Source organism: Frankia sp. Hr75.2, from assembly GCF_949319125.1.
GTDB lineage: Bacteria > Actinomycetota > Actinomycetes > Frankiales > Frankiaceae > Parafrankia > Parafrankia soli.
In genome coordinates, this window is record NZ_CASGGV010000332.1 from 12,552 (window position 1) to 27,397 (window position 14,846).

Here is a 14,846-nt window from a genome sequence, read left to right on the forward strand (position 1 = left end):
CCGGGGCATCGTTGATAGGACTGTAACGCTGTAAGCACCCCCAAACGGGGATCGGCGCCACCACCCGGCCGATCGGTCGCCGTCCGCCCCACCATCGGGCGGCCGGCGGCGGAGGTCAGTGCGCCCGGGCCTGCTCCGGCAGCCTCGAGCCGCTGGCGCCCGGGCGGCCCTCCAGGGCACGGCGCAGCACGTCCAGGGCCTGCACGACGGCGAACTCGCGGACCCGCGGCCGGTCACCGGGCAACCGCAGCGAGCGGGACGTCGAACCGTCCGGACCGGCCAGCCCCACGTGCAGGGTGCCGACCGGCTTGCCCTCCTGCTCCTCCGGGCCGGCGACGCCGGTGGTGGCGAGCCCGTAGGTGGCTCCGAGCAGGTCACGGGCCCCGGCCGCCATCGCCTCGGCCGTCGCGGACGAGACCGCACCCTCGGTCGCGAGGACGTCCCGGTCGACGTTGAGCACGCTCCCCTTCACCTCGGTGGCGTACGAGACGACCCCGCCGCGGAACACGGAGCTGGCGCCGGGGACGTCCGTCAGCCGGCCCGCCAGCAGCCCGCCGGTGAGCGACTCCGCGACGGCGAGCGTCGCTCCCTCGGCCCGCAGCAGCTCCAGTACGACGCCCTCCAGCGACTCGTCGTCCCCGCCGTAGACGCCGGCGCCGAGCGCCGCGCGTGCCGCCTGCTCGACCGGGGCGATCAGCGTCTCCGCGGCCGCCCGGTCGGCGGCCCGGGCGGTGATCCGCACCCGGGTCTGGCCGCCGCTGGCGAGGAACGCGATGCGCGGGTTCCCGATCGGCTCGAGCCGCGCGACCTCGTCCGCGAGCGCCTCGGCGACCATCGACTCCCACATGCCCGCCGTGCGCAGCACCCGGTGCACGACCACCGCGGGCTGACCGGCCCGGCGCAGGATGTCCGGCAGCACGCTGCGGGTGAACATGTCGTGCATCTCGAACGGGACGCCGGGCATGGCGTAGACGACACCGGAGCCGATCTCCATGCGGACGCCGGGCGCGGTGCCCGGGCCGTTGGGCAGGGGCTGCGCGCCGACGGGCAGGTCGGCCTGCCGGAAGTTCATCTCCGGGACCCCACGGCCCCCCGTGCCCGAACGCGATCGCCCCAGTTCCTCGAAGCGGCGGCGCAGGATGGCCTCCTCGGCCTCGTCCCGGCGCAGGCCCACGCCGGCGGCCAGGGCGATCCCCTCGCGGGTCAGGTCGTCCTGGGTCGGGCCGAGCCCGCCCGTCATGATCACGGCGTCGGCGCGTCCCAGCGCGACACCGATAGCGGTCGCGATGTCCGAGATCAGGTCACCGACCACGGTGGACGTCGCCACCTCGACCCCGACGTCGGCGAGCTGGCGTCCCAGCCAGGCCGCGTTGCCGTTAACGATGTCCCCGTAGAGGAGCTCGTCCCCCACCGCCAGCAGCTCAGCGCGCATCGATCTCTCCTCTTCCGGGTCTTCCGGGCCCGGTCACGGCCCCCTGGTCCTCACCCACAGCCGGCTCGCCCAGGTTTGGCACGTCGGGAGTCGGCACGTCGGGAGCGCCGCCCGGCCGGGCCGCCGCGGTGGCCCGGCGGCGCAGCGCCAGCGCCCGGTAGACGTAGTCCGCCCCGGTCACCGCGGCGACGACGACACCGCAGGCGAGGATCACCGCCCGTCCCGTGGCCGCCACGCCCTCCAGCGGCAGGACGTAGAGCCCGAGCGAGATGTTGAGGAGCAGCGTCTTCGCCTTACCACCCCGGCTGGCCGCGATCACCCCGTACCGGATGACCCACAGCCGCAGCAGCGTCACGCCGATCTCGCGGACGGCGACCACGATGGTGACCACCCAGGGCAGTTCACCGAGGATCGACAGCGAGACCAGCGCGGCACCGGTAAGCGCCTTGTCCGCGATGGGATCCACCAGAATCCCGAAGTCGGTGACGAGGCCGCGGCGGCGGGCGATCGAGCCGTCGATCTGGTCGGTGATCGCGGCGACGGCGTAGGCGCCGAACGCCGCGTAGCGCCAGCCGTCGGTGTCCGGGCCGGCGAACAGGAAGGCCACAAAGACCGGCACCAGGGCCAGCCGGACGATCGTCAGGATGTTCGCGATGTTGAGGACCGGCGGCTTCGGCGCCACCAGGTCGCCGGTGCCGGTCACGCCACGCCCGAAGGGTGGCCCACCGCGTCCATCGGGCCGACCCCGTCCGGGATCGGCGGCAGCACGGAACCCGCCCCGGCCGACCCAGCGCTGGCCAGCCCGGCGCCGGCGCGGTCGAGCACGCCGGTGAACTCCGCGATCAGGTCGACGCCCTCGGCCGCCACGACCCGGGCCGCGACGAGGTCCCCGACGGACACACCGCCCGGTGGCCCGCCCGCGGGCAGGCGGACCGTGCAGGAGCCGTCGGCGTCGGCCTGCTGGTGCCCGGCGCAGCCGTACCCGAGACCGCCGGCCACCTCCTCGACGAGCACCTCGACGGTCGTGCCGATGCGGCGCTCGGCGCGGCCTGCGGTGAGCTGCTCGACGAGGTCGGTGACCTCGGCCCGCCGGCTCTCGATCTCCTCGGGGTCGACGTGGCCCGCCATCCCGGCGGCCTCCGTCCCCTCTTCGTCGGAGTAGCCGAACACCCCGACGGCGTCGAGGTCGGCGTGCTCGAGAAAATTCACCAGGATGTCGACGTCCTCGTCGGTCTCACCGGGGAAGCCGACGATCACGTTCGAGCGGGCGCCCAGGTCGGGGAGCAGCGCGCGGGCCCGCCGCAGCAGGTCCAGGAAGTCGGTCGAGCCGCCGAACCGGCGCATCCGCCGCAGCACCGCCGGGCTGGCGTGCTGGAACGACAGGTCAAGGTAGGGCGCCAGGCCCGGCGTCGTCAGCAGCACCTCGAGCAGGGACGGCCGCAGCTCGGCCGGCTGGAGATACACGGTGCGGACACGAACAATCCCCGGAACGGCGGCCAGCCGGGGCAGCAGCTTCTCGAGCGCCCGCAGATCGCCGAGATCCTTGCCGTAGGACGTCGAGTTCTCGCTGACCAGGACAAGCTCGCGGGCGCCCTGCCCGGCCAGCCACTCGGCCTCGGCCAGCACCTCCTCCGGCCGGCGGGACACGTGCGAGCCACGGAAGGACGGGATGGCGCAAAAGGCGCAACGGCGGTCGCAACCGCTCGACAGCTTCAGCGGCACGACCGGGCTGGAGGTGAGCCGCCGCCGGCCGGTACCGGCTGCGCCCTCCCCCGCCGGCTCCGCCCGGCCGGCCACGTCCGCCAGGTCCGCCAGGTCCGCCAGGTCCGTTGCCGGGCGGCTGTTCGCCGCCGGTCGGCCGTCCGGCGACGGAAGGACACGTCCACCACCGGGGAGCTGGATGTGACCGGGGATGTGCGGCGAGTGCGCCGCGCGGGAGGCGTCGCCCCGCTCCACCGGAGAGATCGGCAGCAGCGTGCGCCGGTCACGCGGGGTGTGCGAGGCCGGCGCCGAGCCGGCGAGCACCGCGTCGAGGTGCGCCGAGATCCGCGGATATGCGTCGAAGCCGAGGACGGCGTCCGCCTCGGGCAGCGTGTCGGCGAGCTCCCGGCCGTACCGCTCGGCCATGCAGCCCACGGCCACGACCGCGCGCGGCCCGCCCGACGCGGTCGCCTGCCCGGTGGTCGCGCCGCCGCCCGGCCCGTCATCGCCGGACTCACCGTCACCCGGCCCGTTGTCACCCGGCCCGCGCAGTGCGTCGGCGGCGAGCAGGGCGTCGATCGAGTCCTTCTTAGCCGCCTCGACGAAACCGCAGGTGTTGACCAGGACGGCGTCCGCGTCGGCGGCGTCGTCGACCAGGTCCCAGCCGTCGGCGGCGAGGCGGGCGGCGAGCTCCTCCGAATCCACCTCGTTACGGGAACACCCGAGCGTGACGAGAGCTACCCGGCGTGCAGGACGAGGAGACACGGACTCAGGCTACCGGGGCGCCCGCGGACAACGCGCCGACGGCCCCGGCCCGGCGTGGCCGACCCGAGCCCCGGGCCAGCCCGCCAAGCCCGACGTCAGCCGGTCGGCGGGGCCGTCATCGCCAGGCCGCCGGCCGCGAGGCCGCCCGTGCCCGGCCCGTCGACCGTGCAGCCGCCGCCGGTCGCGGCGAGCGCCAGCCGGATCGTCACGACCTCGCCCGGCCCGCCGGCCCGGTCCAGGCTCGTGCCGTTGCAGGAGAGGTCGACGGCGCCCGCGTTGCCCATCTTGATCTCCAGGGCGCCCTCGGAGGACACCTCACGGCTGTCGCCCCGCTGCAGGAGCTGCGCGAACAGCACCTTGTCGCTGTCGTCGCGGACCTCCAGCCAGCTCTGCGCGTCGCGGGCCTCCACCCGCACGTTCACCCCGGGGGGCGGCGGGGTGGTGGGCGCCGGGGCCGGGCCGGGGGGTGCCGTGGCGGCCGGGGCGCTCGGCGGCGCGCTCGGCCGGGGCGTGGCCGAGTCGTCCGAGTCGCCCCCGCCCGAGGGCAGCAGCAGCGCGACGAGCGCCAGCGCGCACACCACCACCAGCGAGATGATCATTGCCGGTGCCCAGCGGAAGCCGCCAAGGCCGCGGTTGCGCCCCGCGCCACCGTGCAGCGGGTCGAACTCCGGCGAGGCGACCACGACCGGGGACGGCACGTGCTCGTGCCCGGCGTCGTACACCGCCAGCAGGGGGCCGGGCTCGAGCCCGAGCGTCGTCGCGATGCTGCGCAGGTGCCCGCGCGCGTAGACGGAGCCGCCGCAGCCGGAGAAGTCGTCCTGCTCGATCCGCTCGATCAGCGAGGCGCGGATTCTCGTCCGGTCGCTCACGTCGTCGATCGTCAGGCCCGCGGCCCGGCGCGCCGCCGCGATGACCGAGCCCAGGGATTCCTGAGCCGCCCCACCCGGAGCCGACTTGTCCGGAGCCGACTTGTCCGGAGGCACCGGTTGCTGGGGCGCCGGGATCTGGACCGCGGGGCCCGGGGCCGCCGGCTTCGCGGTCACCGGTTCGAGAACCTCCGACCCGGGACTCGACGGCGCGGTGCCCGCCGACCCGGGACTCGCCGACCCGGGACTCGCCGACCCGGGACTCGCCGACCCGGGGGTCGCCGACCCGGGACTCGCCGGTTCGTCCGCTGACTGCATGAACGAACCTCCGCACCCGTTATGCCACTGGCGCCGCTGGCGTGCGCCAGCCGATATTACGGTCGCCGGCCGACCTCCGACAGCTGGCAACGGACCTATCCTGACTTTCTTATCCGCTGCGGAGTGTCGTGAGAAGTCCTTCCAGCTCGTCGGGCATCACGAGTACGTCGCGGGCCTTGGAGCCCTCGCTGGGCCCGACTATCCCGCGGCTTTCCATCAGGTCCATCAGGCGGCCGGCCTTCGCGAACCCGACCCGCAACTTGCGCTGCAGCATGGACGTCGACCCGAACTGGGTGCTCACCACCAGCTCGACGGCCTGGAGGAACAGCGCCATGTCGTCGCCGATCTCCTCGTCGATGTCCTTGCGCGCCTCGCCGCCGCCCTCGAAGACGTCGACCACGAAGGTGGGCTGCGCCTGCTCCTTGGTGTGGTCGACAATCGCGGAGATCTCGTCCTCGGAGACGAACGCACCCTGGATGCGGGCCGGCTTGCTCGCCCCCATCGGCAGGAACAGCGCGTCCCCGAGGCCGACGAGCTTCTCGGCGCCGGCCTGGTCCAGGATCGTCCGGCTGTCGGCCAGCGACGCCGTGGCGAAGGCCAGCCGGGACGGCACGTTCGCCTTGATCAGACCGGTGACGACGTCCACGGAGGGCCGCTGTGTCGCCAGCACCAGGTGGATCCCCACCGCCCGGGCCATGGCCGTGATCCGGCAGATCGCGTCCTCGACGTCGCGCGGGGCCACCATCATGAGGTCCGCCAGCTCGTCGACGATGGCAAGAATGTACGGATACGGGGTGTAGACCCGTTCCGAACCGGGCGGCGCGACGATCTCGCCCGCCCGCACCTTCCGGTTGAAGTCGTCGACATGGCGAACACCGCAGGCCGCGAGGTCCTCGTAGCGGTTCTCCATCTCCTTCACCACCCACTGCAGCGCGTCCGCCGCCTTCTTGGGATTGGTGATGATCGGCGTGATGAGATGGGGAATGCCCTGGTAGCTCGTCAGCTCGACCCGTTTCGGGTCGACGAGGACCATCCGGACCTGGTCCGGGGTGGCACGGGCCAGCACGCTGGTGATGAGCGTGTTGATGCAGGTCGACTTACCCGCACCAGTGGCGCCCGCGATGAGGATGTGCGGCATCTTCGCCAGGTTCGCCAGGACGTAGCCGCCCTCGATGTCCTTGCCGAGGGCCACGACCAGCGGGTGCGGGTTCCCGGTCGCCTCACCGCTGCGCAGGACGTCGCCCAGGGACACCAGCTCGCGGTCGGTGTTCGGGATCTCGATGCCCACCGCGCTCTTGCCCGGGATCGGGCTGATGATCCGCACGTCGGGGCTCTTGACCGCGTAGGCGATGTTCTTCCCGAGCTGGGTGATGCGCTCGACCTTCACCGCCGAGCCCAGCTCCACCTCGTACCGGGTCACCGTCGGCCCACGGGTGAACCCGGTGACCTTGGCATCCACCTTGAACTGCGTGAAGACGTCCGTCAGGGAGGCGATGACACCGTCGGTGGCCGCCGAGCGCACCTTCGGCGGGGTGCCGGAGCGCAGCAGCGTCGGCGACGGCAGCCGGTAGGCACCGTCCGTCGGCGGGACGAGGTACTCGATGTCATCCGGGCCGGGCGGCTGGGCCGGGGACGGGACGGACCGCGCGGCCGCGTCGCCCGCGGCGGCGCCCGCCCGGCCACGCGCCCGCCGCGAACCGGCGCCCGCGCCGCCCGCGCCGACAACCGGGGCGACGCCGTCCGCATCCTCCTCGCCATCGGTCAGCCCGGCGACGTCGGCGAACAGATCCGAGGGATCCATGGCCTCGGCGTCCGGCACCGCGGCCCGGCGGGACCGGCCCGGCCGGGAACGCCCGGTGCCGGCCGGCTCGTCCTGCGCGCCTGCCGGACCGGCGCCCGCCAGCTCGGCGTCGAGGTCGAAGACGCCCTCGGCGGACCGGGAGCGTCCGGCGCGACCGCGTCCGCGCCGGCCCCGCGGCGGCGCCTCGTCCTCGAGCAGCTCGTCGATGACACCCTTGGCGGCGTCACCGTCGGCGTCGAGATCGTCGTACTCGTCGTCAAACTCGTCGTAGGAATCGCCGGGCGCCCGGATCGGGACGGTGAGCCGGTCGGCGAGCTCACGCAGCTTCTCCGGCACCTGGCGGACCGGCGTCGCCGTCACCACCAGCAGCCCGAAGAAGGCGATGAGCAGCAGCAGCGGGACGGCCACGTAGGGGGTCACGGCGCTGGCCAGCGGCGCGCTCCCGAGCAGCCCGAGCATGCCGCCGCCGTCACGCAGCCTGCCTGTGCCGTCGGCGAAGTCCGGCAGGCCACGGCCGATGTGCAGCACGCCGAGGATCCCGACGGCGACCGCGGCCCAGCCGATCACGACCCGGCCACGGCTGTCCGGATCGGACGGCGAGCGCACCAGCCGCCAGGAGGCACCAAGGCAGAACAGCGGGACCGCCAGCGCGCCGACGCCGACGAACAGTTCCACCCCCGCGGCGACGAAGGCGCCGATCGGGCCCCCGGCCCCGCCCCACAACGCGGCACCGAGCAGGATCGCGGCGCCGAACGCCGCCAGGCCGAGCCCGTCCCGCCGGTGCCCGGAGTCGATGCGCAGATCCCGCGTCCCGCGGCCGAAACGGCGCAGCAGACCACCGAGCATGCCGGCGGCGGCCATCCAGCCGTGGTAGACAGCTTTGATCACCGCCTGGGCGATCAGCAGCTGGACGGGCGCCCGCGGCGCGGTCGTCCGCCGGCGGGTGCTCGCCCCACGGGCGGCACCGCCTCGGGTGGGCGACCCGGCGCGGCCCTTGGCCGGAGCCCGGCCGGTACCGCCGGAGCCGCCCGAGCCGCCGGATCGCGCCGTGGCCGTCCGCGGCTTGGGTTGCGCCTGCGTGCGCGCGTTGGACGTGCGTGTGGCCACGCGGAGAAGGTACCCGGGAAGTGACGCGAGTCGCTGCAACCCAGACTATCCGGGCGCGCCACATCTGTGGCCCCGGGCATCCTCCCCGCCCGGTCGGGCCATCCACCCGCCTCGGCTGAGCGCTGAGCTGACGAGAAGCCGTCAGATCAGTGTCGGCGGTACGCCAGCCGGGCCCGCGGGGCCCTTGGTCGACAGGATCCGCTGGGCCCGCCACGCGTCGACCAGCCCCGCGGACAGCAGAACGGCCAGTGTCAGAGCGATCTGGGTGACCCGCTGGTAGAAGCTCCAGTGGTCGACCCACGCCCTGAGCACCGGGAGCACGCAGAGGACTACGCCGCAGGCGAAGACCGCGGCCACCCAGCCCGGCCGCCGAACACCCGCGATCACGCCCAGCAGGCCGCCCGCGAGCAGCCCCTGCGGCACCGTCTCGGCGAGCGATCCGTAGAAGGAGCTGCTCCAGTAGCCCGTCGAGGACAGTCGCACCGTGCTGAGGAAGCCACCGCCGGGCGCCGTCCAGAATCCGAACTGGTAGCCGAAGGCGCCGAGGAGCGCGGCCCAGCCGAGGACGGCGCCCGTCGCCGCCACCAGGCCCCGGGGGCCCGCGCCCCGGCGACCGGGCGCGCGGGTGACCGCGGCCCCCGCCAGTGCCGGGACGGCCAGCACCGCCAGCACCAGAAGCAGCGACAGCGGTGGGCGCAGCAGGTCGGTGTGACGGCCGAGCGCGAGCACCGCCCCGGTGGCGGGATACGTCACCACGAGGGCCACCAGCATGATCCGTCGCCGGCCGGCGACGGCGGCGGCGAGCGCGACCAGCCAGGGCACGAAGACCAGCGGGCCGGTGGTGAGGAAGGGCCCGAGCCCCCGGTCCGTCCATGGGTGCGCGACGGTGGGCCAGGCCGCCAGGCGCTGATCCACGGCCGGCTGCCGCTCGGCCATCACCAGGCAGACCGCGCTGAGCCCCGCGCCGATGGCCAGTGCCAGCGCCGCGGTCGCGCCGCGTACGCCGGCCGGCAGAACGCCGACGCCGACAGCGCACCTGGTCGCCAGGCCGTGCACGACGAGGTCAACCGCCTCCGCCCTGCTCGGCCGGGTACGCCCGGCCGCCTCGGCGCCGTCGAGCAGCGTGCCGAGGAGCTCCTCGCCGCGGGCCTCCCGCCAGCGGCGCGGGTAGCAGAGCAGCAACCGGCGGTAGGCGGTCTCCGGACTGGACGGTTCGGCACCGGGTGGTTCGGCGTCGCCCTGGTGCGACCGCGGGTCAGGTTTCTCCACGCTCATCGTCCGCCGCGCCCTCAGCCGATCGCCGGCACGCTCGGGGGCGCCAGCCTGGTCACCCGTGCGAACGCCGTCGCCGGGCCCGTGGCGTGCCGGACGCGCAGGCGCAGCCTGCGGTCAGCCTCGGCGACGTTGGCCCGCAGCCGCTCGGTCTGCTCCGTGAGCACTCCCGCCCCGTCATCGGTCAGCGAGTAGTACCGCCGCAGCCGCCCGTTGACGACCTCCTCTCGCTCGACCCGCACGAGGCCCTCGCCGGCGAGGCGGTCCAGCGCGCCGTAGAGCGTGCCCGGCCGCATGGTCACCCGACCGCCCGAGATGTCCGTGACCTCGCGGATCACCGCGTACCCGTGGCGCGGACCGTCAGCCAGCGCGGCGAGCACCAGGAACGTCGGTTCCCGCATGTCCTCCATAGCCATACGCGCGAAGATATACCGTCGCACAGTATATATCGACCAATTGACCATCAGGACAAAGAACCGGCCCTGGACCATGGGGCTGGTCCAGGGCCGGGAGGACCTGCTCAGACCTCCAGGACGACCGGGAGGATCATCGGGCGGCGGCGGTAGCGGTCGTTGACCCAACGGCCCACCGTGCGCCGGACGAGCTGCTGCAGCGCGTTGGTGTCGGTCATGCCGGAGCGCATCGCGTCGGCGAGGGCGTCCGCGAGCTTGCCGCGGACCTCCTCGAACGCGGCCCGGGAGTCGGAGAACCCACGGGCGGAGAGATCCGGGCCGACGACGACCTTGCCGGCGGCGGCGTCCACCACGACCGTGATCGTGATGAAGCCCTCCTCGCCGAGAATCCGCCGGTCCTTCAGGCTCGACTCCCCGACGTCGCCGACGGCGAGCCCGTCGACGAAGACCATCCCGCAGGGCACCGCCCCGGTGATCTCCGCCTGGCCGTCGATGAGGTCGATGACCATGCCGTCCTCGGCGATGATGACCCGGTCCGGTGGGACGCCGGTGGCCTCCGCGAGCGCGCCGTGCGCACGCAGGTGCCGCCACTCACCGTGGACGGGCATCATGTTCGACGGCTTGGTCGCGTTGAGCACGTAGAGCAGCTCACCGGCCGGGGCGTGCCCGGAGGTGTGGACCATCGCCACGCCCTTGTGTACGACCCGGGCGCCCCACCTGGTCAGGCCGTTGATCACCCGGAACACGGCTGTCTCGTTGCCCGGGATCAGGCTGGAGGCCAGGACGACCGTGTCGCCCTCCTGGATCCGGATCGCGTGGTCCCGGTTGGCCATCCGGGACAGCGCGGACAACGGCTCGCCCTGCGACCCGGTCGAGACCAGGCAGATGTTGCGGTCGGGAAGCGAGTCGACGTCCCGGCTGTCGATCACCAGACCGGGCGGCACGCGCAGCAGGCCGAGATCACGGGCGACACCCATGTTGCGGACCATCGACCGGCCGATGAAGCAGACCGACCGGCCGTGCGACTCGGCGGCGTCGAGCACCTGCTGCACGCGGTGGACGTGGCTGGCGAAACACGCGACGACGATGCGCCTGTCCGCCTCGCGGAAGACCTTGTCGAGCACGGGGGCGATCGCGCGCTCCGAGGCGACGAAGCCGGGGACCTCGGCGTTGGTCGAGTCCGAGAGCAGCAGGTCGACGCCCTCGCGGCCGAGCCGGGCGAAGCCGCCCAGGTCGGTGAGCCGCCCGTCCAGCGGGAGCTGGTCCATCTTGAAGTCGCCGGTGTGCAGCACCAGGCCCGCGTCGGTGCGGATCGCGACCGCGACCGCGTCCGGGATGGAGTGGTTGACGGCGAGGAACTCGAGGTCGAAGGGACCGAACGAGTGCCTCTCCTCCTCGCGGATCTGCAGGGTCACCGGCTGGATGCGGTGTTCGGCGAGCTTGGCCACCATGAGCGCGAGCGTCAGCCGGGTGCCGACCAGGGGGATGTCACGCCGTTCGCGCAGCAGGTACGGGACGGCGCCGATGTGGTCCTCGTGCGCGTGCGTGAGGATGACCGCCTCGATGTCCTGCAGGCGGTCCCGGATTGCGGTGAAGTCCGGCAGGATGAGGTCGACGCCGGGCTGGTCGGTCTCGGGGAAGAGCACCCCGCAGTCGACGATGAGCAGCCGCCCGGCATGCTCGAACACGGTCATGTTGCGACCGATCTCACCGAGGCCGCCGAGCGGGATGATCCTCAGGCCGTCGGCACGCAGCGGCGGTGGGGGGCCCAGCTCCGGGTGCGGATGCATCATGAAGCCGCCGTCCCCGGGACGACCGCGGCGGCGCCCGGCCCCGCGGGCCCGGGCGGGGGCCCGGGATCGAGCACGGCCGAGGCCAGGTCGGCACGCAGCTGGGCTCGCTCGGCCTCCGTCGCGTCGACGAGCGGGGAGCGGACCGGCCCCGCGGGCAGGCCGGCCATGGCCAGCGCCGCCTTTGCCGTGATCACACCCTGAGTGCGGAAGATTCCCTGATATGCGGGCAGCAAGCCCTTGTGGAGCGCGATCGCCCGACCCACCTCACCGGCCCCGAAGGCCTCGATCATCGCCCGAATGGCGGGGCTGGCCACGTGACCGACGACACTGACCACACCGCACGCACCGACGGACAGAAGCGGAAGATTGAGCACGTCCGTGCCCGAGTAGTAGGCGAGGCCGGTGTTGGCCAGTACCCACGAAGACGCGGAGAGATCGTCCTTGGCGTCCTTGACCGCGACGATACGCGAGTGTTCGGCCAGCTTCAGGAGAGTCTCGGTCGCGACCGGTACACCGGACCTGCCGGGAATATCGTAGATCATCACAGGCAGGGATGTCGCGTCGGCAACTGCCCGGAAGTGCGCGAGCAGCCCGGCCTGCGGCGGCTTGTTGTAATACGGCGCGACCACGAGCAGGCCGTCGGCGCCCGCCTTCTCGGCCGCCTCGGCCAGCTCGACGGTGTGCCGGGTGTCGTTCGTGCCGACGCCGGCGATCACCTGGGCGCGGCTGCCGACCGCGTCACGGACGGCGCGCACCAGGATGTCCTTCTCGGCATCCGAGGTCGTGGGCGACTCGCCCGTGGTGCCGTTGATGACCAGCGCGTCATTACCGGCGTCGACGAGATGCCCCGCGAGTGCCGCGGCGCCGGGGACGTCCAGCCCGCCGTCCGCGGTGAACGGCGTGATCATCGCCGTGATCATCCGCCCGAACGGGGCCGGGGGCAATGCTGACATACCTGCCACGCTAGCGGGCACCTCCGACATCTCCTCCGACAGTCGCCAAGCGGCGCCAGTCGGCGGCCCCCCCACCGCGGGCGGGCGGCACCGACCGGACGGTCACGCCGGGTCGGCCGCCGCACCGGCGGGCCGGGGCAGGAACCAGGAACTACTTCTGAGCGGCTTTCATGACCCGGATGCCACCCTCGCCGCGCCCGGGGAGGCGGCGGGAGGATGGCTCGTAGACCCTCGACGGGCACCGGCGACCATGTTTCGGTCGAGCCGCATCCACAGCTCACGACGACCGAGACGGACGAACGACAGCGGGCCGCCCACGCGAGCCGCGCCACAGGCGGCCGCGCCACCCGTGACGCCCGCGCCGTAGTTCTTCGGCATACCCACCGCCCCGTCTCGCACGACAGTGTGTTCAGGGTACCGCCACAGCCGGTGCGGCGGTCGCCGTTCACCGGCGCGGACCAGCTCCTCCCACCTGCCACGTGCCCGGCTGGTCCGTCGCGGCCACCAATGCGGACAAGCTCACCGAACGCCCCGGTGGCACGGCCGGGGCCAGCGTCCCTAGCTGGGACGACACTCCCGGAACCGACATGATCGACCCGCCCGGGTCCGCCGGCGGGGTGTGCCAGCCCAGGGCACGCAGCCCCGAAAGCACGGCCAGCGCCACCAGCAGCGCGAGCAGTGCCTGCTTGGCCGGGCCGAGCACCCAGGCCGCGAGGCTCGACCGCTCCCTGGTCAGCAGCAGGGTCGCGGCGAACGACGACGGCACCGCGACGACCGCGACCGCGTCGGCTCCGAGCTCGAACGGCAACGCCGACAAGGCCACGGTGAGACACATCAGGACCAGGATCGCCAGCGTGACGCGGGCGACGTCCGGCGAGACACTGAGGCCCACCACCAGCTTCGCCCGCGCCGCCCGGCGCGCATCGGTGGTGTAGAACGCGTACACCTCACGGTTCTGGTGGACGTCCTCGACGTAGGTCCGGGCGATCCGGCGGTGCTCCAGGTCGACCGTGATCGGCGTGCTCAGCTCGATACTGGTGTCGTCGGTGCCCACGCTCACGTGGTAGCTGCCCGGGCCGCCCGGGTCGATGTCGACGAGGGCCACCGGCGCCAGCCACCGCTGCCGCAGAGTGAGTGACTCATCACGGACAGGGCAACGCCGAGCCAGCACCGTCCGCCGCTCCTCGGACATCTTGATCAGGCAGGGACGGTACGGGTCCAGGGTGACGGCGGCGAGCGCCTCCCAGCGCCGCCCGTACTCCGCCACCGTGCTCAGCACCGGCACCGCGGCCGGGCCCGCCAGGCTCAGCTCGTCGATCCAGGCGGTGAACTCCCGCAGGTAGTAACCGATGTGCGCGACCTCCAGCGGTGTGGGGACGTCCGGATCACGCCAGAGCTCGCCGGCGGCGAGCAGCATCGTGTCCGCACTGCTCAGCGGGTCGAAGGGCTCCGCCAGCGCCGAGCGCAGCAGAAGCTGGGCCGGCTCGAGCAGCGCCTGCCACGACCGCAGTGTCACATCCGGCACCGACAGATCCGCCTCGCGCGCAAGATAGGTCGCGACGGCCTCGAGCGAGAGCGGATGTCCCTTGCGGGGCACCAGCCCAGGCAGGTTGCCGGACAGCCGCCCCGGGCGGAACCTGGAGATCGCGTCCACGACGCGGCGCGCCGGGCCGGGCAGTGGGCAGCCGATGGCGTCGGCGAGCAGCGCGATCAGGTTGCCCTGGATCGCGACGGACGTCCCGTACGGCATCAGGTGGGCGTCGGAGCCACTCGGACCGGCGAGATTGAATCCGACCAGGGCACGCTTGGGCAACGTGGAGATCGGCAGCAGCAGGCAGACTTCGGGCGGCAGCCGGCCGACGGTGTCGAGCCGCCCGGTACCCGGAACAATGCTGTTCAGCAGCCCGTCGAGCGGGCCCCAGTTCACCGAGCGGGTAAGCCGACAGCGGTTGGCACTGACGATCGTGAACTGGTCGACGACCCGCCGGCGCAGCCCCGCGTACTCGGCTGGGGGCGCGAGCAACATCGTGGTGACCTCGTCGACGTCGGTGAGGTCGAGCACCGGGGCGCTGTCGGCGTCATCCCGCCTGCTCCACCGGCGTAGCCGGCTGACGGCCCCCGAGCCGCCGGCACCGCCGGCTCCCCCGGCACCGCCTGAACCCCCTGAACCCCCTGAACCGCCTAAGCCACCGAATCCGCCGAAGCCGCCGCCCGAGCCCGCCACTCAGCGGCCCCCGCCCCGGGAACCGGGAGAAACACTCCGGAATGTGCCGATCACACCACGAGACCGTAGCAGCCCACAGTTTCCAGCCAGCCACCGACGGACCCAGCCCAGAGCCCCAGCCAGAGCCCCAGGTGGAGAGGTTCGGACGGCAAACCCCGGGACCGGAGCCCTTGGGTGAAGGGCTTCGGGCGACCTATCCCG

At 73.3% G+C, this 14,846-nt stretch carries 10 protein-coding genes; all 10 read right to left on the reverse strand.

What is annotated here, in order from left to right:
• Positions 1–115 precede the first annotated feature (115 nt).
• The 10 genes from AC559T_RS31460 to AC559T_RS31505 all read right to left on the reverse strand — a co-directional run bounded on the left by AC559T_RS31460 (position 116) and on the right by AC559T_RS31505 (position 14,645).
• On the reverse strand, positions 116–1,432 hold the full coding sequence (locus AC559T_RS31460) for a competence/damage-inducible protein A (RefSeq protein WP_112105499.1): 1,317 nt from the start codon (positions 1,430–1,432) through the stop codon (positions 116–118).
• On the reverse strand, positions 1,422–2,135 hold the full coding sequence (locus tag AC559T_RS31465) for a CDP-alcohol phosphatidyltransferase family protein (RefSeq protein WP_498871018.1): 714 nt from the start codon (positions 2,133–2,135) through the stop codon (positions 1,422–1,424). The genes AC559T_RS31460 and AC559T_RS31465 overlap by 11 nt, the downstream gene beginning before the upstream one ends.
• Positions 2,132–3,898: a MiaB/RimO family radical SAM methylthiotransferase gene (locus AC559T_RS31470; protein ID WP_498871019.1), complete on the reverse strand. Its 1,767-nt coding sequence runs from the start codon at positions 3,896–3,898 to the stop codon at positions 2,132–2,134. The genes AC559T_RS31465 and AC559T_RS31470 overlap by 4 nt, the downstream gene beginning before the upstream one ends.
• 95 nt (positions 3,899–3,993) lie before the next feature.
• Positions 3,994–4,941 (reverse strand): helix-turn-helix domain-containing protein, encoded by a 948-nt coding sequence (locus tag AC559T_RS31475; protein ID WP_498871020.1) that lies wholly within the window; start codon positions 4,939–4,941, stop codon positions 3,994–3,996.
• Positions 4,942–5,191: 250 nt separating this feature from the next.
• Complete coding sequence (locus AC559T_RS31480; protein ID WP_498871021.1) at positions 5,192–7,990, reverse strand: FtsK/SpoIIIE family DNA translocase; 2,799 nt, start codon at positions 7,988–7,990, stop codon at positions 5,192–5,194.
• A 141-nt stretch (positions 7,991–8,131) separates the two neighbouring features.
• A complete protein-coding gene (locus tag AC559T_RS31485) occupies positions 8,132–9,265 on the reverse strand; it encodes a hypothetical protein (RefSeq protein ID WP_112107266.1) in 1,134 nt (377 codons plus the stop codon).
• 14 nt (positions 9,266–9,279) lie between these two features.
• Positions 9,280–9,678: a PadR family transcriptional regulator gene (locus AC559T_RS31490; protein WP_071066386.1), complete on the reverse strand. Its 399-nt coding sequence runs from the start codon at positions 9,676–9,678 to the stop codon at positions 9,280–9,282.
• A gap of 104 nt (positions 9,679–9,782) precedes the next feature.
• Entirely contained in the window at positions 9,783–11,468 is a 1,686-nt protein-coding gene (locus AC559T_RS31495) for a ribonuclease J (RefSeq protein WP_112107269.1), read from the reverse strand.
• The gene (gene dapA / locus AC559T_RS31500) at positions 11,465–12,451 is read right to left on the reverse strand and encodes a 4-hydroxy-tetrahydrodipicolinate synthase (RefSeq protein WP_112107271.1); all 987 of its coding nucleotides are present in this window, start codon (positions 12,449–12,451) and stop codon (positions 11,465–11,467) included. The genes AC559T_RS31495 and dapA overlap by 4 nt, the downstream gene beginning before the upstream one ends.
• 415 nt (positions 12,452–12,866) lie before the next feature.
• Entirely contained in the window at positions 12,867–14,645 is a 1,779-nt protein-coding gene (locus AC559T_RS31505; protein WP_498871022.1) for a hypothetical protein, read from the reverse strand.
• Between the last annotated feature and the right edge of the window lie 201 nt (positions 14,646–14,846).

Bases quoted from the DNA above. Each gene is read 5' to 3' on its own strand.
- AC559T_RS31460 (WP_112105499.1), bottom strand. From the start codon at position 1,432: ATGCGCGCTGAGCTGCTGGCGGTGGGGGACGAGCTCCTCTACGGGGAC.
- AC559T_RS31485 (WP_112107266.1), bottom strand. From the start codon at position 9,265: ATGAGCGTGGAGAAACCTGACCCGCGGTCGCACCAGGGCGACGCCGAA.
- AC559T_RS31490 (WP_071066386.1), bottom strand. From the start codon at position 9,678: ATGGCTATGGAGGACATGCGGGAACCGACGTTCCTGGTGCTCGCCGCG.
- AC559T_RS31495 (WP_112107269.1), bottom strand. From the start codon at position 11,468: ATGATGCATCCGCACCCGGAGCTGGGCCCCCCACCGCCGCTGCGTGCC.
- dapA (WP_112107271.1), bottom strand. From the start codon at position 12,451: ATGTCGGAGGTGCCCGCTAGCGTGGCAGGTATGTCAGCATTGCCCCCG.